Below are 20,364 nucleotides of genomic sequence, written 5' to 3' on the forward strand. Positions count from 1 at the left end.
TACCGCCCCGAGCGGATACGAGGCCTGTCTTACGCCTCAAGCGCAGCCTTGAACCAACTTGTAATACTCGTGGGGTGCGTGATGGCGGTGCCGACGACAACGGCCCAGGCGCCAGCATCGATCGCGGCGCGAGCCTCCTCGGGCGTATGCACGCGACCCTCGCAAATGATGGGAAGGCCGGGGAATTCCTCGGTCGCCTGACGCAGGAGCGGCAGGTCGGGGCCATCGGCCATGGTGCAGTCGATGGCGGCGACACCGTGAGAGAGCGTGGTAGATACCAGGTCGAAGCCCATATCAACCGCACGGCGAATGTCCTCGATGGTGGCACAATCCGCCATCAGGAGCACACCCTCCTCGTGCAGCGGACGGAAGGTATCCTCGACCGTCTTGCCATCGGGGCGCGGACGATCGGTGGCATCGATCGCCACGATATCGGCACCAGCAGCAACGCAGGCGCGGGCGTGACGCAGCGTCGGCGTGATGTAAACGCCCTCGTGTCCATCCTTCCATAGGCCAATAACAGGAACCTCACAGCGACCCTTAATGGCGGCAATGTCGGCAAGGCCCTGGCAGCGAATGGCGGCGGCGCCGCCGAGTTCGCAAGCGCGAGACATTTGAGCCATGGTCTCGGGCGTACGAAGCGGCTCGCCCATATACGCCTGAACGCTCACGACGAGCTTTCCCTTCAGGGATTGAATCAAAGGATCAACGGTCATGTGCGACTCAACCTTTCTCAAAACAGCCTTCTGAGACACCGCACCTTGACGTTCAAACCGTCGCTCGCGTACCGAAGTACGCTTCGCTCCTCTTTCACGTCAATCTGCGGCACCTCAGAAGGCGCACTTGGTAGTTATGTTTACTTCAACGACGCAAGAAGGTGTTCGGCGGCACCGATAAGCGGCGCGTCGCCCTCCAGAGAACCGATGAGGATCGGCGTGTCCTGAAGCGGGTCGAGCGCCTGGCTGGCATAGCCCTCGTGCACCGAGTCCTTCCACGTCTGCGAACGCCAATCGGGACCCTGATGAATTACGCCGCCCGAAAGCACGATGACCTCTGGATCCAGAATATTGGCAAGCGAGCCCAAGCTGGCGCCCAGCGCAAAGCCGGCGTCATGGATGACCTCGGTCGCCTTTGCGTCGCCAGCACGACACAGGTCGTTCACATCGCGACCGACCGAAGGACGGCTGGGGTCGACGCGGCCAAAACGCTCATCGTACATTCGACCAATGGAAGTGCCCGAAGCAACCGACTCCAGATGGCCGGAACGCCCGCAGGCGCAGGGAATGCCGGCGGCAGCCGAGCACTCGATGTGGCCCATATGGCCGGCAGCACCGTGGAAGCCTTGCATCACGCGGCCGTTCTCGACATATGCGCCGCCGATACCCGTACCGATGCCAAGACACAAGACGGAGAACTTGCCCTTGCCGACGCCCCAGTGGGCCTCGCCCAGAGCATGAGCCTGCACGTCGCCTACAACGGCAACGGGAAGACCGAGATCCTCGCGCAGACGCGGCCCCAACTGAACGCCGGACCAGCCGGGCATGATCTCATTGGCATACGCGATGGCGCCCGTCTTGGGATCGACGACGCCAGCGGCACCGATACCGACGCCAAGGACCTCGACATCGGGATTCGCCTCGAGAGCAGCCTTGATGGATGCCTCGATACGCTGGAAGACGGCCTCGCCGCCCTCTTGGGCCTCGGTGGGAACCTCAGCTTCAAAGACCGGATGGGGCACGCCGCCATCAGCCGGATACTCCATAATGGCAGTCGCAATCTTGGTGCCACCGATATCGACGGAGCAAACGTACTTGTTCTCCATGTCGCTCTCCTTAGGAGATAAAAACAACTACAGGAAATGAGGGCAGAATTATCGCCACAGGTTGATAAAGGTTTCCCAGGTGCCCGAGGTTGGGGTGAAAGTGGTCGGGCGTTGACCTAATGGGTCACGCCCGACCACTTGAGCCCCAAGATCGGGTGCCTGGGGAAGCTTTACAGGAGACCGTTGTCCTGAAGGACCTTCCTAATCGCCTCGACGTTCTCGCCAGTCATGGCCTTCACCGGGCGCGGCATGGTCGGGCTGTCGAAGATGCCCATGAGGTTCATAGCGGTCTTGAAGGCGCCGACGCCACCGGCATAGCCCTGGACGCCCGAGGTGACATCCCAGATGTGGGAGATCTCGTTGAGGCGATCCTGCTCGGCCTTGACGGTAGCCCAGTCACCGGCCTGAGCGGCCTTCCACTGGCGCACGTAGCCCTCGGGCTCAACGTTGGCAAGGCCCGGGACAGAACCGTCGGCGCCACCGAGGTAAGCGCCGTCGACGACAACCTCGTGACCGGTGAGGATACTCATCGGATGACCGTTCTTCTCGTTCTCCTGAACGAGGTAGCGGAACGAGATGTCATCACCCGAGGAATCCTTGACGCCAGCAAGGACGCCCTCGGCGCCGAGCTTGGCAAGGAGCTTCCAGGGGAGCTTGGTGTGAACGCAGACGGGAATGTCATAGGCAAAGATGGGCAGGTCGAGCTCCTCGTGCAGGATGCGGAAGTGCTCCTCGACCTCGGTCATGCCCTGCAGGGCATAGAACGGGCAGGTGGCGACAAGCGCATCGGCGCCCAGCTCCTGAGCGACCTTACCGTGCTCGATCATGCGCTCGGTCTCGGTATCGATGATGCCGACCAGGACGGGCACGCGGTGGTCGACGATACGAACGGCCTCGGCGATGATCTGGCGACGACGCTCATCGGTGGAGAAAACGACCTCGCCCGAAGAGCCCAGGAAGAACAAGCCATCGACGCCGGCATCGATCATGCGGTTGATGCTGCGCTCAAAGGAGGCAACATCGAGCTGGTGGTCTTCGGTATCGGGAACAACGACGGGAGGGATAACGCCGGTGAATTTCTGAGTTGCCACAAGAATCTCCTTAGTTGTCTGGCGGGCGGCCCTATGCCACCCACTCTTGTTGGCAGTGTCCAGGCCGTCTAGGCCAAAGAACACGGGTAGAACGTTTGGTTAAAAAAGTCGACGACTTTGTTTTCGAACGCATTGATGCGCTCGTGAGCGTATTTTGCATAGATGATATGCCTCCGGTCACACTCAAGACCGTTGAATACGGCAAACTGATCCTTGGGATCGCTCACGGTATCCATAAGCGATGTGCCCATGAGCACCGATCCGCGCACCCGAGACGACAGCGCCTCGAGGCCGCCAGGAAGCGGATTGGCAACCGCCGTGCAGGCGAGGCCCCGCTCGTCCAGAGCAGAAACCGCCAGCGCGACTCCGCCGCCAAGGCCCTCGCCCCATGCAAAGATGCGGTCGGGGTCCACGCCATCAAGATTGCGCGCCACCTTCGCCATCGCGCAACCCCAACGGACGCGCTTGACAAAAGCAGGAGAGGCAATCCCCTGCTGCAGCTCGCTGGATCCAATCGCCTCATCGTCCAGCGCAAGCACGGCATATCCCATGGCCGCAAACCTCGTCATGTGATGCCATCCCCGCACGGGTCGGTCGATGTCGTGAAACATCAGACATAGCGGCACAAGCTCGGATGCTCGGGCGCGACCGGCAGGCTCAATCAAGCGTGCGTGGACCACATCGCCACCAAGCTCAAAGGAAACCTCGGAGTAGCGGGCATACGGATTGGCGAAATCGATCACCGTAATACTCGGCCCGCAAACCTCAAGGTCCGAAGCGGCTATCTCTAATTCGGAAACATCCGCAGAAGCATCACCGCGCCAATCCCGGAAATCAGCGAGCCTTGACGAGACCGTTCCGGGAATCCCCACAAGGTCGGAGACAATCAGCTCATTGACATTGCTCTCGCACTTAGACATAAGCCTCCCCTCCCTTGCAGAAAAACGGAATGATCAGATCGTCAAAATCCTGAATCTCCTCGTGGCCAAAGCCTTCAAAGAACTCATGACGCTTTTCACAGGTCAGGTTGTTATAGACCGCAAACTGCGTCGCTGGCGGACAGACGGTATCGGCTGTGCCGGTGCCAAACAGCACGGGGCATTTGACCATAGGGGCAAAGTTCTTGGAATCGAAGTACGCCAGCTTGGCATAGGCTACGTCGATACGAGTCGAGTCCTCGTCAAACCAGCGAGACCAATAGCGCAGGCCCTCGTAGGCAATGTCGTCGGCATCCAAATCCCAGACCAGGCGGAAATCCGACAGGAAGGGATAGAGGATGGCGGCGCGATTGATAAGCTCGCTGTTAAGTGCACAGGTCGCAATGCCCAAACCGCCGCCCTGCGACGCGCCGTTCACAAACACACGGGCAAGATCGATGCCCTCGAGCTCGCGAACGATGCGGCACAGGATGCGAATATCTTGGTGCAAGCGGACATAGTAGAGGTTGGCCGGGTCGCCGTCGATACCGGCGACGATATGGCCCGCGACCGTTGTGCCCTCAAATCCACCAATGTCCTCGGAGGGACCTCCTTGGCCGGGGCAGTCGAGGGCGATGAGTGCCATGCCCATGCCCGCAAACGACGCCTGCTCAAACCAGCTGCGGCTTGCACCCGGATACCCATGGAACTGAAGTACCAATGGCACGGGCTCGTCCGAGACGGGTTTAAGGTACTTGGCATGCAGGCGAGCGCCACACATGCCGGTATACCAGAGGTCGAAAAGCTGGCAGGTCACGGCATCGGTGACCGATGCCGTCTCGATCGCATAGTCAAGCCCGACGGCGTCGGCCTCGGCCATGCGATCCTTCCAAAAGAGATCGAAATCTGATGGACGGGGCATGGCGCCTCGATATTCACCAAATTGCTGTTGCAGCTCCTGAGCACTTGGCATGGCTCGTGAACCCAACCTTTCGAAATCGCAACGGAGGTGCGCCCGGCAAGGGAACCGGGCGCACGGGAGGGAAAGCGAGACTACTCGCCGAGCTTGGGATGCAGCAGCGACGGCGCAGCGCCGAGCAGCATCTTGGTGTAGGGGTCCTGGGGGTGCTGGAAGACCTGCTTGGCCTCGCCCTGCTCGACGATCTTGCCGCCATTCATAACGATGATGTCGTCAGAGATATAGCGGACCGTCTGGATGTCATGGCTGATGAACACCATGGCCAGGCCGAGCTCCTTCTTAAGGTCGGTCAGCAGGTTCAGAATCTGCGCGCGGACCGAAACGTCCAGAGCCGAGGTGGGCTCGTCGGCGATGATGGCATCGGGGTTCAGCGACAGGGCACGGGCAATTGCGACGCGCTGGCGCTGGCCGCCCGAAAGCTGACCGGGAAGAACCTCGGCGGCGGAGCTGGGCAGACCGGTGAGCTCCAGGAGTTCCTTGACGCGCTTCTCCTGTTCGGCCTCGGTGCCCAGATTGTGGACGCGCATGGGATCGAGCAGCTGCTCGCGAACGACCATGCGGGGGTTGAGCGCCGTGGCCGGGTTCTGGAACACGACCGAGATGACGCGACCCATGTGGCGACGGTCCTCGGCGGTACGCTTGGTTACGTCCTTGCCCTTAAAGTAGACCTTGCCGCTCGTGGGGGCCTGCAGGCCGCACATGACGTTGGCGGTGGTGGACTTACCGCAACCGGACTCGCCGACGATGCCGATCGTCTGACCGGGCATGAGCCTAATCGTTACACCCTGGACGGCGTGAACCAGGTTGGGGTGCAGAATCGAGCCGGTACGGGTCCTAAAGGTGACGTGGACGTCATCAAGGAAGATGATCGGCTCGACGCCGTTGACTGCGGTCTCGCTCATCTACATCACCTCCGCGTGAGGGGTCAAACCATTTGCCTTGAGCACCTCGTCGGGGAGCTCGGAATAGAAGTGCTCGGTGCCGGGCACGCGCTTGAAGACCGGACGGGTGTCCAGGCCAATGCGCGGATGGCTCGAGCGGGGCGCGAAGCGATCGCCCTTGGGGAAATCGCGCGGGCTCGGAACGGCGCCGGGCACCTGGTGCAGACGGCCCGAACCGCTCTCGATGGACAGAACGGAGCCCAGAAGACCGCGGGTATACTCGTGGATCGGGTTAGTGAGCAGCTCCTTGGTGGGCGCCTGCTCGATAACCTGACCGGCGTACATAACCGTGATGTTATGGGCGACCTCGGCGACCAGCGCCAGGTCATGCGAGACGAAGATCATGGCAAAGCCGAGCTTGGCCTGAAGGTCGTTGAGCAGCTTGATGACCTGCTTCTGGACGGTAACGTCCAGAGCGGTCGTGGGCTCGTCGCAGATGACCAGCTTGGGGTCGCGGGTAAGGGCCATAGCGATCAGGACACGCTGACGCTGGCCACCGGAAAGCTCATGCGGGTAGCTCTCGAGCGTACGCTTGGGGTCGAGGCCCACGAGCTCCAGGAGTTCCTCGGCGCTGCGGGTGCCGCCGCGCTTGGTGAGCTGCTTCATCTGGGCAGAGATGAGCATGGAGGGGTTGAGCGAGGACAGGGCGTCCTGATAGACCATAGCGATATCGGTACCGCGCAGGCCGAACCACTCCTTCTTGCTCATCTTGAGCAGGTCGCGGCCCTCCCAGAGGACCTCGCCGGAAAGGTGCTCGTCATCGTCGGTCAGGCCCATGATGGCCAGCGTGGTGATGGACTTACCGCAACCGGACTCGCCCACCAGGCCCATGGTCTGACCAGGACGGACGTCAAAGTTGACATGGTCGACGACGTTGATATCGCCGTGATGCTCAAACTGGATGCAGAAATCGCGGACCGAAAGGATCGGTTCGACAGACTCGTCGGGCACATGGCGATCGTCACGCTTGAGCTCGACATCGCGCAGGGCGCCAAGGCGAGCGGAGAGGGACTGGGCCTGCTCCTTGTAGGCGCGAACGGGGTCAGAGACCAGCAGGTCGGCCTCGCGACGCTTGGAGGAATCGGTCGGATCCAGGGCGGCGGAGGGAGCAGCGGCCATGGCGTCGGTAATGCCCTCGGAGAGGATGTTGAGTGCCAGGCAGGTGATCATGATGGCCAGGCCCGGGAACAGCGCCTGCCACCAACGGCCGGCGAGCACGCCGCCGCGGGCGTCGGCGAGGATGTTGCCCCAGGTAGCGGTGGGCTCCTGAATACCAGCGCCGATGAAGGTCAGCGAGGCCTCGAAGATGATGGCGTCGGCGACCAGGGTAACGGTGAAGACCATGATCGGGGCGATGCAGTTACGCAGAACATGCTTGATCAAAATCCACGGAGCCTTGGCGCCGGAAACGATGACCGCGCGGACATAGTCCTCGCCGTACTCGGACACGATGTTGGCGCGCACGATACGGGCAATCTGCGGAGTGTACATAAAGCCGATGGCGAAGATGATCGACGGCACGGAGTTGCCCAGGATGGAGACGAAGACGGCCGCGAGGGCGATGCCCGGGATGGACATGATGATGTCCAAGATACGCATGATCGTCTCGGAGACGGCCTTGCGCGAAACCGCTGCAAGGGCGCCCACGACCGAGCCGCAGACCAGAGCCATAGCAGTGGCGCCAAAGCCGATAATCAGCGAGTAACGACCACCGTAGAGCATACGCGACAGAATGTCGCGACCCTTATCGTCGGTACCGAAGATAAATCCGTTGCCGGGAGCCTGGCGAGCCGTAAAGATCTCGACCGGGCTATAGGGGGCAAGAAGGGGCGCCAGAATCGCAGTCAGGGCGACCAGCACCAGCACGACGGCGGCAATCTTAGAAGACAGCGTCATCTTCTTCCAGCCACCGAGCTTGAGCCCCTTGGAGGCAGCCTTCTCGAGCTGCTCGGTTTGCTTCTCTCGAATCTTTACCATAATCTACACCGTCCTGATGCGCGGGTTGATGAGCAGGTAGAGCATGTCAACCACGATGTTGATGATGATGAAGGCAAGAGCAACGACGATAACGACGCCCTGAACCAGGTTCGCCTCGTTGCCCTGAACGCCCTGCAGAATCGCGGTGCCCATGCCGGGGAGGTTGAAGATAACCTCGATGACGACGGCGCCGCCCATGAGATAACCGATCTTAAGACCGAGGGTGGTGACCGGGGTGATCAGCGCATTGCGAAGAACGTTGATGCCGACGACGACCTTCTCGGGAACGCCGGCACCGCGAGCCATACGGACATAGTCCTTGTCGAGTTCCTCGACCATGGCGGTGCGCACGATACGAGTCATCTGGCCCGTCAGCGGAAATGCCAAGGCGATGGCGGGCATAATCATGCGGCCCAGATAACCAGCCGGATTCGTGGTGAAGTGAGGCAGGGCACCCGATGCCGGGAGGACCTTGAGATAAGAAGAGAACAGCAGGATCAACAGAACGGCAAGCCAGAACGACGGGGTTGCCAGGCCGGCGATGGAAAAGACGCGGATCACTTGGTCCGGCCATTTGTCGCGATACAGTGCCGCGATGACGCCGAGCAAAAACGAAACGACCGCACCGATGGCAAGGCCGATGAAGGTCAGCTGCATCGTGACGGGCAGGGCCGTGGAGATGCGCTTGGCAACGGAGTTGCGAGCAGCACCATAGGTGCCCATGTCGCCATGGATCAAATCGCCCATATAGCGCACGTAGCGCACGGGCCAGGGGTCGTCCAGACCATACTTCTCATGGTACTCGGCAACCGCCTCGGGCGAGGCACCGTCACCCAACGCCGTGTAGGCGGGGTCGGTCTTGGAGAACGACATAAGGAAGAACACCAGGACGGTGACGCCCAATGCCATGATCGGCAGCGCCACAAGACGCCTTCCAATCAAACGTAGCAAGTTGTTCACGTTCTCTCCCCTTTCTTTTGTCGGTAGGACCAACTGGTATATGAGTACGGATACTCATTACAAGACCCGAGCGACATCGAGGTCGCCCGGGTCTTTGTTTCAACTATGAGGACGTTGCCTTACGACCGACGCCCTACATATGACTCAAGCGAGTCTTAGGCCTTGACGGTCGCGACGCCCCTGAAGGACATGCTCGTCGTGCCGATGCCCTTGAAGCCATCGAGGGCCTCGCCGTTGGGCGCGGTGGACGGATCGTCCCAGGAAGCGGAGACGGTCTTAACGTGGACAACGGGGTACAGAACGGCGTTGTCGGCGATGATGTCGAAGCACTCGTTCCACTTCTTCTGCTGCTCGTCGCCCTCGGCGGCAAGAGCCTCGTCCATGAGACCGTGGAGCTTCTCCCACTCAGCGGACTCCTTCCACGGGCAACGGGTCTGCATCCAGACGTTGTCACCGTACCACCAGTTAAGCAGCAGGTCGGGATCAGCGCCGAAGCAGGACGGATCGCCAGGGGCAAGGAGGATATCGTAGGCCTCGCCGCCGTCGATGGCAGCGTAGGTGGCCGGCGAGGTATCGGTCTGGATGGTCACGTCGAAGCCGAGAGCGTCGAGGTCGTTCTTGACCTGGGCGGCCATGCCCTTAATCTGCTCGTTGTCGGTGGTGCGCAGGGTGATGGCACCCGGGGTGATGCCGGACTCCTCAATGAGCTTCTTGGCCTTCTTGGCGTCGGTCTTGTAGACCGTGGAAGCCTCATGATAGTTGGTGAAGCTCTTGGGCAGGTAGCAGCTGGCAGCGGTGGCAAGGCCGGCGAAGGTGTTGCTGACCATCTTCTCGGTGTCGAGCGCGTACATGACGGCCTGACGGACCTTGACGTTGTTCCAAGGCTCCTTGGCAACGTTGAACATAATGAAGCGGGTACCGAAGCCCTGGACGTTGTCGATCTTGCAGCCGGCGCTCTCGAGCTGGTCGACGGCGTCAGCGGTGACGAGCTCCATAACGAGCGTGGAGCCCTCCTGCTGAGCGGTAACGCGAGCGGTGGGGTCGGTCAGGATGCTGTACTGGATCTTCTTATCCTCGGCAGCATACTCACCGTTGTACTCGGGGTTGGGAACCAGGGTGATCTCGGTATCGGAGATAGAGTCGTACATCCAGGGGCCGGAGCCGATCGGCTGCTTGGCGCGATCCTCCTCGGTCTGGGTGGCCGGGGTAACGCGGACGATGGCCAGACGATCCTTGAGCAGGGAGAAGTTGGGGACCTTGGTCTTGACCGTCACGGTGCTGGCGTCCTTGGCCTCGATGGACTCGAAGGGCTGGAAGAACGGAGCATAGGTAGCGGAAGCGGCGCAAGCGGTGTAGGAGGCGACGACATCGTCAGCGGTGACCTCGGTGCCATCGGAGAACTTGGCGCCCTTGCGGATGGTGACCTCGAAGGTGGTGTCGTCCACAGACTTGGGATCGTCGGTGGCGAGCTCGTTGAAGGTGCTGTAGTCGTGGTAATCGATGCCGTAGAGGCCCTCGACGACGTGCCAGTTAGCACCCAGGCCCACAGCGGAGCCGGTGCTGGCGGGATCGAAGCTGGACGGAGCGTAAGCGGAACCAGCGGTGATCACGCCGCCGCCACGGTTGGCGGAATCGGTGGAACCGGAAGCGGAACCCTCGTCGCTAGAGCTGCCACCGCAGCCGGTGAGACCAAGCCCTGCGACAGCAGCGACGCTGCCGGTGAGGCCGAGGAACGAACGCCTGGACATACCCTTGTTGATGATGGCCATGTCTTCTCCTATCAATAGAGAATCTTACCCGGGAGCACCTAGACGCGCCCCCGCGCAACTTGCGGACGATATATACCTTACCTACCGACGAACCCAACTGAGGTGCCGCGCTCGGCGACCGATACATACATACGCTTGAACGGTATTTACTACCGTTCACCGAATTCATTGACAAACGATTCGCCAGACAGTATGTATCGACGAGGTGAGATATCAGTCTTCGTCAACCCGCAGAATAGCAGGGTTGTTCACCATGGCTAGTCAAACGTTTTAGCGTTAATAAAACCCGAAATCTGCTGGTAATCGCCGTGAAATACATGATTGAAAATCACGCAATCATGTATATCAGTGGTTTAGAGGCGTGTTTAGTTTTCGGATTGCTTTGCCGCCGCCTCGGCGCGCTCGGCATTCCATGCAACGAGCGCCTCGTGAACCGCTTTGGCGACATCGGCAGGAATGCCTCGAACTTCCGCGATCTCTTGCTCGCTCGCCGCGCGCAAACGCTTCATCGAGCCAAAATGGCGCATAAGGGCACGTTTTCTGGTGGGTCCCACGCCTGGAACGTCATCGAGTACCGAAACCGTCATGGCTTTATCGCGCAATTCGCGATGGAACGTGATGGCAAAACGGTGCGATTCATCGCGCACCTGTTTAATTAGATAGAGCGACGCGGACCCGGTCGGCAGCACGACGGGAGTCTCGTCCCAAGGCACAAAAACTTCCTCATCGGCCTTCGCCAAGCCACAAACTGGTATATCGAGCCCAAGAGCCTCAAGTTGCTTGATCGCAGCGGTCAATTGCGGCTTACCGCCATCGACAACGAGCAAATCGGGGCGCGAGCCAAAGCGCTCGTCGGCCATGCGCTCGGGAGCATAGCGTCGTCCCAAAACCTCGGACATCGACACGAAGTCGTTTGCCTCGTCCAATTCGGCCTGGATTTTAAAACGACGATACTGGCTCTTGTCGGCGCGCCCGTTGGTAAACACCACCATCGAGGCGACCGTAAAGGTGCCATGCAGCGTCGAGATATCGAAGCACTCGATACGCAACGGCGGCGATGGCAGCGCCAACGCACTTTCGAGCTCCAGGAGCGCTTGATTGGTGCGGTCGTCAGCGTACCCCGTTCGCATCATGTAGCGCATGAGGGCATGGCGCGCATTTTTGGATGCCATATCGAGCAGACGGTGCTTTTCGCCACGCTGCGGCCTATGGAGATGGCAGGAACGCTCACGCTTGCCCGCAAGCCACTCCCCCAGCGCCTCCGCATCCTCAAGCTCGACGGAAAGGTTGACCTCAGCTGGAATATCAGCCGTCTCGTCGTAATAGCGCTTAAGAAAGCCCGACTGGAGCTCTTCCTCGTCAACATCAAGACCCTTGTCGAGAATGAACTCGCAGGTGCGAACTGTTCGGCCCTCGCGAACGACGAAGACGCAAGCGGCGGAGATGGTCTCCTCGCGATAGAAACCGATGACATCTATATCGACACTGGAGGGAAAAACGACTTGCTGACGATCGTCCAGACCCCTGATGACCTCCAAACGACGTTTGACGCGTGCCGCGCGCTCAAAGTCGAGCGCCTCAGCGGCATCCGTCATCTCGGAGGTCAGCTCATCGACGACATCCTTGCGATGGCCCGACAAAAAGCGCTCGACACGCTTGACGTTCTTGGCATAGTCTGCCGGGGAAATCGCGCCGACACACGCACCCGGGCCGCGCCCGACATGGTAGTCAAAGCAGGGGCGCCCGTTTTGCGCGCAAATCATATTGACGATGTCTTCCTCGCCCTTGTGGGACTCGACGATACGGCGACAACGACGCCACTCCGCACAGGATGCGGAGCAGATGGGGATAACCTTGCGCAGCGTATCTATCGTCTCACGTGCCGCGCGGCTATCGGTATAAGGTCCAAAATAGCGCGTTCCCGGCTTATGACGCTCACGCGTGTATTTGATAGCGGGATACAGGTCGCCCTTTGTAATGGCGATAAAGGGGTAGCTCTTGTCATCCTTGAGGTCGACGTTAAAGTACGGATGGTACTGACCAATCAAATTGCGCTCGAGCACCAACGCCTCGTGCTCGGTCTCCACCACGATATAGTCAAAGCTCGCCACCAGCTGCATCATCAGCGGGATCTTCTGGCGCTCGTCCTGCAGCGTCACGTACTGACGCATACGGGCGCGCAGGTTTTTCGCCTTGCCCACGTAGATGACATCGCCCTTGGCGTCTTTCCAAAGGTAGCAGCCGGGCTGCGTGGGAACGCGCGAAACCTGCTCGGCAAGCGTTGGAATGTTGTCGTGACCGGCCACGCGCACCTACTTGCGACGAATCAGCGCCGAGACCTCGGGCATCTTAAGGACGACGGCAAGGCCAAAGGTAACAGCAAGCGAGACGACACCCGCAACGCAAACGTAGCCAAGAGTAATCAGAATCGAGCCGCCAAGTGCCCCGACAAAGTGCTCAAGCGCCCACATGACGCCGGCGCCTGCGGCAGCACCCAGGCCACCGAGCAAAAGGCCAAAGAAACCGCCATGCAGGATAGATTTAACCTGAAGACCACGCAGACGACGACGCAGCCACCACAGCGAGCAACCGACCAAGATCACGTAGTCGACGACATACGAAAGCGCGATTGCCGGCATACCGAAGCCCAGCACAACGCCAAACAGCAGAACCGAGCCGGCCTGGCCGATGGCGGAATACAGACAATAGCGGCTATAGGGCTTCATGTCGAGCAAGGCAGAGAAGCTCTTCTGCATCAGCACGACCACGCCGTAGAGCGGCAGGGAAAGTGCCAGGTAGATAAGGAACTCCGACACCAGCGCCACACCGGACTCATCGAACTTGCCAGCGCAGTAGATCATGTTGAGCGGACGCGCGAAGACAATCAGGTACAGCGCGAATGGAATCAGGAAGAACAGCATCTGGGCGACGCCACGCGAAATGCCCGTGCGGACGCTGTCGTAATCCTTCTCCTGTGCGTCGTGAGAGAGCTCGGTATAGAGCGCCGTCGAAAGCGAGGCGGCAATCAGCGCGTAGGGCAGCGTGTACCACAGGCGCGCATAGGCGATGACGGAAGGACCAGTCTCGGGCTGGACCACCAGCGCAGCAGCGTTGGTGATAGAAGTCGAGACAAACATGCACACCGTGGCGAGCAGCGTCGGGATACCGAGCGCAATCGTCTGGCGCAGTGCGGGGTCCTTAAAGTCGATATGGATATGGGGATGCACGCCGTGCTTGCCAAGCGCGGGGATCTGACATGCCATCTGAACAAAGACACCGAGGGTCGTACCGGCCGCAATCAAGATGATGCCGGCACGTTCGCCAAACTGTGCGGACACGGGCGCAAAGCCCATAAAGCTCGCAATGACGATCACATTGTTGAGGACCGGGGCAAACGTCGACCAGAAGTAGTCGCGGTGTGCGTTGAGGACGCCCGAAAACACCGAGCCCAAACCATAAAACAGAATCTGGATGGCAAAGAAACGGAACATGAACGCAGCGGTATCCATGCTGCCGCCGTCACCCGAAAGGAACGATTGCGTCCAGATAAAGCCCGGGGCGAACACGGTCCCCAGCAACGAAATGCCACCCAGCACCAATAGCAGAATACCGAGCAGGTTGCCCACGTACTCGTTAGAGGCCTCGCGACCCTGCTCACGCCTCACGCCCATGTACACGGGCAAAAACGCCGTCACGAGCATGCCGCCCATCACGAGTTCGTAGAGCATATTGGGCAGGTTGTTGGCGACCTGATAGGAAGACGAGAGCAGCGACATGCCGATAGCGGCCGCCATTGCCCACGTGCGGATAAAACCGGTGACGCGAGACACGATGGTCAGGATGGTCATAAGCCCGGCGGAACGACCAACCGTGGAGTAGTCCGACGAGCCCATGTCGTCAGTGTCGTCTCGCGACGAAGAAGCTTCGGATGAGGGTGTCTGAGGCGCAGATTCTTTTGCAAAATGAGCTCCGCACTTCAATTCTTCCTGCGGCATCGCTCAGTCCTCTCTCGTAATCGGGGCGACCGTCGCCCCGCAAAATGCAATTAAATCATCGGGTGCAAGCTCAAGCTGATAACCACGCTTGCCTCCCGAAATAAAAATGGTATCCCAAAGGACACATGTCTCATCAATGAGCGTCCGGTAGCGTTTTTTCATACCGACCGGACTGCAGCCGCCGCGAACGTAGCCAGTCGCCGCAAGCAAATCCTTCACATGCATCATGGCCAAGGACTTCTCCCCCGCGGCACGCGCGGCGGACTTTAGATCGAGCTCGTCGGCAACAGGGATGCAGCACACGACGTGGTCGTTGGACGGCGTCACGCAGACCAAGGTCTTAAATCCTTGTCCGGGCTCCTCGCCAAGCTGCTCCGAAATCGCGACCCCCAGGCCCGCCGACTCATCACCATCGTCTTCGTACGTATGTAGAACATAGGAAATGCCGGCGCTTTCCAGCTCGCGCATCGCATTGGTTTTTGGCGTCTTTACAGCCTTTGCCATGGCATATCCTTTCCCTCGCATTCGGACGCAAGGATTAAGTATATGTCCAATTCGGCTGCATACGTCACTTCGACACAGCAAGCGCCATCGAATCACAAGGAGTCGATGGCGCCCATAAACTGAATCGCCTATTTATTGAGCATCAAGTTGAGCCTGACGCTCCCGGTCACGCCTGAGCAACGGCGCCAAAAACTTGCCCGTATAACTCTGCGGACAGTCCGCAACCTGCTCCGGTGTGCCCGAAACCACGACGGTTCCGCCGCCGTTACCGCCCTCGGGGCCCATATCAATCAGGCGGTCGGCAACCTTGATGACATCAAGGTTGTGTTCAATCACCAGCACCGTGTTGCCCGCATCGACCAAGCGCTGCAGCACATCGAGCAGCTGGCGGACGTCCTCAAAATGAAGGCCGGTCGTCGGCTCGTCCAAAATATAGAACGTCTTGCCCGTCTGGCGTCGATGAAGCTCCTTGGCGAGCTTCACACGCTGCGCCTCGCCGCCCGAGAGCGTCGTGGCGGGCTGGCCCAGGCTCACGTAGCCCAAGCCTACATCGTACAGCGTCTGGAGCTTGCGCTTAATCTGCGGGATATTCCCAAAGAAGGCCAGTGCCTCGGTGACGCTCATGTCGAGCACGTCCGAGATGGTCTTACCACGGTAGGTGACCTCGAGCGTCTCGCGGTTATAGCGTTTGCCGCCGCAGACCTCACAGGGGACATAGATATCGGGAAGGAAGTGCATCTCGATCTTAATTTGTCCGTCGCCCTTGCATGCTTCGCAGCGGCCGCCGCTCACGTTAAAGGAGAAACGTCCCGGCGAGTAGCCACGCGCCTTCGACTCCGGCGTACTCGCAAACAGTGCGCGAAGATCATCCCACAGGCCAATGTACGTAGCAGGGTTGGAACGCGGCGTGCGGCCAATCGGCGACTGGTCAATGTCGATCACCTTATCGATGCACTCGATACCCTCGAGCTTTTTGTACGGGCCCACAGGACGCGTCGAACGGTGAATGGCATTCGTAAGCGCAGGCGCAATGGTGTCGGTAACCAGGGAGCTCTTGCCCGATCCCGACACGCCGGTAACAACCGTAAGCGTACCAAACTCGATCTTGGCGGTAACGTTTTTGAGGTTGTTGGCGCGGGCGCCCGTGATCTTAAGGCAGCCGCGACCGGGCTTGCGGCGTTCATCGGGAACCCGAATCATTCGCTTGCCGGTCAGGTAGGCACCCGTCATCGAATCGGGGCACGCCATGATATCGGCAGGCGTTCCCGCGGCGACCACGTGTCCGCCGTTCACGCCCGCACCGGGGCCCATGTCGATCACATAGTCGGCAGCACGAATCGTATCCTCATCATGCTCGACGACGATGACGGTATTGCCGATATCGCGTAGGCGCTCAAGCGTCTTGATCAGGCGCTCGTTATCGCGCTGATGGAGGCCGATCGACGGCTCGTCCAAAATGTACAGCACACCCATGAGGCCGGCGCCGATCTGCGTTGCCAGGCGAATGCGCTGGGCCTCGCCTCCGGAAAGCGTCGCCGAGGCACGGTCGAGGGTCAGATAGTCGAGTCCGACATCGACCAGAAAGCGCAGGCGCTCCAGGATTTCCTTAACGATGCGCCCGCCGATAAATTGTTGGCGCTCGGTGAGCTCCAGGCCCTCAAAAAACTCGAGCGACTCGCGGCACGATAGGCAGCAGACCTCGTAAATGGACTTACCGCCTACGGTAACGGCGAGCATCTCGGGGCGCAGACGAGCACCATGGCAACTCGAGCACGGCTCCTCGCGGATGTACTTCTCCAAGCGCGCCTTGGTGTTCTCATTCGTCGTCTCGGTATAGCGCTCGTACAGGATATTGCGCACACCCGAGAACTTGGTGTCCCACTGGCTGCGGCGCCCATCGAGCTTTCGATAGTCGACCGAAATCTTCTGGTCGCCCATGCCGTCTAAAAACGCGTGACGCACCCGCGGAGGCAGATCCTCCCACGGCGTATCGACGCTCACCTTAAAGTGTTTGCAGACCGCAGCGAAAATCTGCGGATAGTAGTTAGAGTTGCCAAACAGGCTGCCAAAGACCCCGTCGGCGATCGACTTCGAGGGGTCTTCGATTAGGGCCTCGGCATCGACCGTCTTCTTAAAGCCCAGGCCATCGCACTCGGGGCACGCGCCATAGGGCGCGTTGAACGAGAAATCACGCGGCTGCAGGTCATCGATGGAGTGTCCATGCTCCGGGCACGCTAACGCCAGCGAATACTCCAGCAACTCGCCTTCGGTCCCCTCGGGAGCGTCGCGGTCGGGCAGCATGTACACGTTTACATTGCCATGAGCCAGCGCAGTCGCCTGTTCAACGGACTCGGCGATACGGCCCAGAGAGTTCTCACGGATCACGATGCGATCGACCACGACCTCGATATCGTGCTTGAACTTCTTGTCCAGATCGATCGGATCGTCGAGCGAGCGCACTTCACCGTCGACACGCACGCGGCTAAAGCCCTCGGCGCGAAGGTCCTCAAACAGTTTGGTGTACTCGCCTTTTCGCCCGCGTACCACCGGTGCCAGCACAAACGCGCGGCGGCCCTCCCCCGCCGCCAAGACCTTGTCGGCAACCTGATCGGTCGTCTGACGCTCAATGACACGGCCGCATTCGGGACAGTGCGGGGTGCCCACACGGGCGAACAGCAGGCGCAGATAGTCATAAATCTCGGTTACGGTGCCAACCGTCGAGCGAGGGTTTTTAGACGTCGTCTTTTGGTCGATCGACACCGCCGGCGAAAGGCCGTCGATTGAATCCAAGTCGGGTTTGTCCATCTGGCCCAAGAACTGGCGCGCATAACTCGAAAGGCTCTCGACGTATCGACGCTGGCCCTCGGCATAGATAGTGTCAAATGCCAGCGAACTCTTGCCCGAGCCAGAAAGACCGGTAATGACCACGAGTTGGTCACGCGGAATGGAAACATCGATATCACGGAGGTTGTGCTCACGAGCGCCGCGAATAACGATAGAAGAATCAGACATGGAAGCTCCTTGCCTCCTATTGCATCGAATCATACTGCCGATGAGTTTAGCGCACTCGACGCGCACAGATGTTCGTAATACAAGATTCGCAGACCTTTAGCTTTGCGTATCGGGCGCTTTGTTTCTCGAAATGCCGTGGAAAGGTTACAGTAATCTAATACTGAACTTAATTTGCTGTACCAGAGGAACGTCCATGACCGAAGATATCCCCCTTGAAATCACTTCGAGCGACATGGCCAATCTGCCCATATTCATCGCCGTCCTTATCGTGGCCGCCGTCGTTGTGCGTGTGCATTTTTCAATCAAACGCAACGAAAAGCCACCCATTACCCGCGTCTTTTGGTGCGCGACGCTCCTCATCCCGCTCGGCGTGGTAGCTGCATGGGTTACGAATCAATTGCTCGTAAATGAGGGCAGCTCCCTATGGGTCCTTTCTTATTCGGCGCTCGGTGCTGCCGCCGTCATGCTTCTTGTCGAGCCCTTGGTTTCGGGACTTATCGACCAAACCGACCTTGCGACGGGAACGGTTGCCTGTATTTGCCGTGACATCCTTGTCATCGCCGCTGTTTCAGCGCTCTCGTTCGTTTCACTCGAAATTGCCTGTAACGAAACGTTCTATCGCATTCCCGCCAACTCATTCGGGTTTTCCGTCGGGCTGCTCGCGACGGTTCTGCTCTCCCTTTATTTGCTGGGACAGCGTCATGGAGGCGTCATGGCTCTCGTGCCCGTCGTCTGCTGCATCCTTGGCATTGCCGAGCACTTCGTCATAACGTTTAAAGGCGAAGCCATCCTGCCAAGCGATATCTTGGCCCTTGGCACCGCAATGGAAGTGAGCGAGGGATACGAGTTTACCTTTACCGCCGGAATCGTAACCTCTCTCGCCCTGCTGGAAATTTCCCTGGGGCTTCTTTCGCTCATCCGACCGCGAAAGCCCCGTACGCCCACCCATGTCTTCCCCGCTATCGCCGCTAACCTCTGTGCTTTTCTGCTAGTGACCGTTGTGGGGCTCTCAGGCTTTTCCAACATCGACTTGGAGCAGGCGCTGGATTTTGGATTTGACCGTTGGCAGCCCATCACCACGTATGCGTCTCAGGGTTTTATCACTTCGTTCACCGAAATGGTCAACGAGTTGCCCATTGAGAAGCCCGAAGACTATACGCCCGATGAGGCGCAGAGCATCGAGCAGGAGCTCGCCGCCGTCTACGACAGCACATATGGCTCGAGCGAGCAGCGCGCAGCGGCCGTTGCCCAGTTCAATGAAATCAAGCCGACGATTGTTGCCGTCATGAACGAGAGTTTTAGCGACCTTTCGTGCTTTGAGCAGCTCCAGGCGGCCGGGTACACCGGCCCCGCATTCTACAACTCGCTTCCCGACACACTTGTTCGCGGCACCATGCTCGCTTCGGTCGCCGGTGGCGGAACGGCGAACTCCGAATTCGAATTTTTGACCGGAGCGACAACGGCCTTTGTCGGATTAGGCAAAATTCCCTATCAACTGTATCAGATGAATGGCGTCAACAGCCTGGCAAAGGACCTTAAAGAGCTTGGGTATACCGCTACCGCTATGCACCCGCAAAACCCCGTCAACTACCATCGAGATAAAATCTATCAGCAGCTGGGCTTTGGAGACTTTCTTTCAATCGGCGATTTCGAAGGTGCGCCCTATTACCATGCCGGCGTATGCGACTACGCCACCTACGACAAGATACTCGACCTGCTTAGAACCGACGAAGCGCCGCAGTTCATCTTTGACGTCACGATGCAAAATCACGGCGGCTACGACTATGGCACCGTTCCCGCCGAAGAGCTGACAAACTATTGGGTCGAGGGAGCCAGCGAGGGCGCCAACAGCGCGCTCAACACCTATCTCACCTGCATCAACGCATCCGACCGGGACCTCGAGTACTTTATTAATGAGCTCCGCAATATCGGCAGACCGGTTGTTCTTGTCTTTTTTGGCGACCATCAGCCGAGCGCCGCAACGACTCTCAACGACGAGCTGTACCCTCAGGAAGATACGGCAAGCCACGCCTTCCGTATCTATCAGTCGACATATCTCGTCTGGGCTAACTATGAAATCGCCGGCAATACCGAGCTCAACGTCTACGACACCGTCGGGGCAAACGAGATTGCAGCCATTACCCTTAATAAGATCGGCGCCCCGCTCACCAATTACCAAAAGGCCCTGCTTGCGACAAGGTCAGATGTGCCCACCATCAATGTCGCCGGCTATCTCGGTGCCGACGGGCTGCGCTACGACTTGGAATCGGAAGACAGCCCCTACGCCTCGACGATCGACAAGCTGCAGCGCATGCAATACCTCGAGTTCGCCAGCAAAGTTCAGTAAGCCCGCCCATTCGCTTGGGCCCATCGTATTGCAAGCACGCTCGGCCCAAA

General features: G+C 59.3%; 14 protein-coding genes. 1 reads left to right on the plus strand and 13 read right to left on the minus strand.

What is annotated here, in order from left to right; genetic code table 11:
• Positions 1-29 precede the first annotated feature (29 nt).
• The 13 genes from DWV43_RS07030 to uvrA all read right to left on the minus strand — a co-directional run bounded on the left by DWV43_RS07030 (position 30) and on the right by uvrA (position 17,967).
• Positions 30-716: an N-acetylmannosamine-6-phosphate 2-epimerase gene (locus tag DWV43_RS07030; protein WP_022094877.1), complete on the minus strand. Its 687-nt coding sequence runs from the start codon at positions 714-716 to the stop codon at positions 30-32.
• 140 nt (positions 717-856) lie between these two features.
• Entirely contained in the window at positions 857-1,822 is a 966-nt protein-coding gene (locus DWV43_RS07035; RefSeq protein WP_006236155.1) for an ROK family protein, read from the minus strand.
• A gap of 170 nt (positions 1,823-1,992) precedes the next feature.
• Positions 1,993-2,913 carry a dihydrodipicolinate synthase family protein gene (locus tag DWV43_RS07040; protein ID WP_089573615.1) on the minus strand — a complete coding sequence of 307 codons (921 nt, stop codon included), beginning with the start codon at positions 2,911-2,913 and terminating at the stop codon, positions 1,993-1,995.
• A 68-nt stretch (positions 2,914-2,981) separates the two neighbouring features.
• Entirely contained in the window at positions 2,982-3,833 is an 852-nt protein-coding gene (locus tag DWV43_RS07045) for an acetylxylan esterase (RefSeq protein ID WP_117584275.1), read from the minus strand.
• Positions 3,826-4,803 (minus strand): acetylxylan esterase, encoded by a 978-nt coding sequence (locus tag DWV43_RS07050; protein ID WP_117584274.1) that lies wholly within the window; start codon positions 4,801-4,803, stop codon positions 3,826-3,828. Before DWV43_RS07050 ends, DWV43_RS07045 begins: the two co-directional genes overlap by 8 nt.
• Positions 4,804-4,883: 80 nt before the next feature.
• On the minus strand, positions 4,884-5,711 hold the full coding sequence (locus DWV43_RS07055; protein ID WP_089573612.1) for an ABC transporter ATP-binding protein: 828 nt from the start codon (positions 5,709-5,711) through the stop codon (positions 4,884-4,886).
• A complete protein-coding gene (locus DWV43_RS07060; RefSeq protein ID WP_035138893.1) occupies positions 5,712-7,727 on the minus strand; it encodes a dipeptide/oligopeptide/nickel ABC transporter permease/ATP-binding protein in 2,016 nt (671 codons plus the stop codon).
• 3 nt (positions 7,728-7,730) lie between these two features.
• Complete coding sequence (locus DWV43_RS07065; protein ID WP_055251823.1) at positions 7,731-8,687, minus strand: ABC transporter permease; 957 nt, start codon at positions 8,685-8,687, stop codon at positions 7,731-7,733.
• A gap of 155 nt (positions 8,688-8,842) precedes the next feature.
• A complete protein-coding gene (locus DWV43_RS07070; protein ID WP_117584273.1) occupies positions 8,843-10,456 on the minus strand; it encodes an ABC transporter substrate-binding protein in 1,614 nt (537 codons plus the stop codon).
• Between the two features lie 365 nt (positions 10,457-10,821).
• A complete protein-coding gene (gene uvrC / locus DWV43_RS07075) occupies positions 10,822-12,762 on the minus strand; it encodes an excinuclease ABC subunit UvrC (protein ID WP_324249369.1) in 1,941 nt (646 codons plus the stop codon).
• 6 nt (positions 12,763-12,768) lie between these two features.
• On the minus strand, positions 12,769-14,349 hold the full coding sequence (murJ, locus tag DWV43_RS07080) for a murein biosynthesis integral membrane protein MurJ (RefSeq protein WP_117564878.1): 1,581 nt from the start codon (positions 14,347-14,349) through the stop codon (positions 12,769-12,771).
• Positions 14,350-14,454: 105 nt separating this feature from the next.
• The gene (gene ybaK / locus DWV43_RS07085) at positions 14,455-14,955 is read right to left on the minus strand and encodes a Cys-tRNA(Pro) deacylase (protein WP_089573609.1); all 501 of its coding nucleotides are present in this window, start codon (positions 14,953-14,955) and stop codon (positions 14,455-14,457) included.
• Between the two features lie 132 nt (positions 14,956-15,087).
• Positions 15,088-17,967, minus strand: a complete 2,880-nt coding sequence (gene uvrA, locus DWV43_RS07090; RefSeq protein WP_117817435.1) for an excinuclease ABC subunit UvrA — start codon at positions 17,965-17,967, stop codon at positions 15,088-15,090.
• 193 nt (positions 17,968-18,160) lie between these two features.
• On the opposite strand from uvrA, the gene DWV43_RS07095 reads away from it, so the two are divergent.
• The gene (locus DWV43_RS07095) at positions 18,161-20,314 is read left to right on the plus strand and encodes an LTA synthase family protein (RefSeq protein WP_158569844.1); all 2,154 of its coding nucleotides are present in this window, start codon (positions 18,161-18,163) and stop codon (positions 20,312-20,314) included.
• Positions 20,315-20,364: the final 50 nt, after the last annotated feature.

The organism is Collinsella sp. AF05-9 (assembly GCF_003465595.1).
In the GTDB taxonomy this organism is placed as follows: domain Bacteria; phylum Actinomycetota; class Coriobacteriia; order Coriobacteriales; family Coriobacteriaceae; genus Collinsella.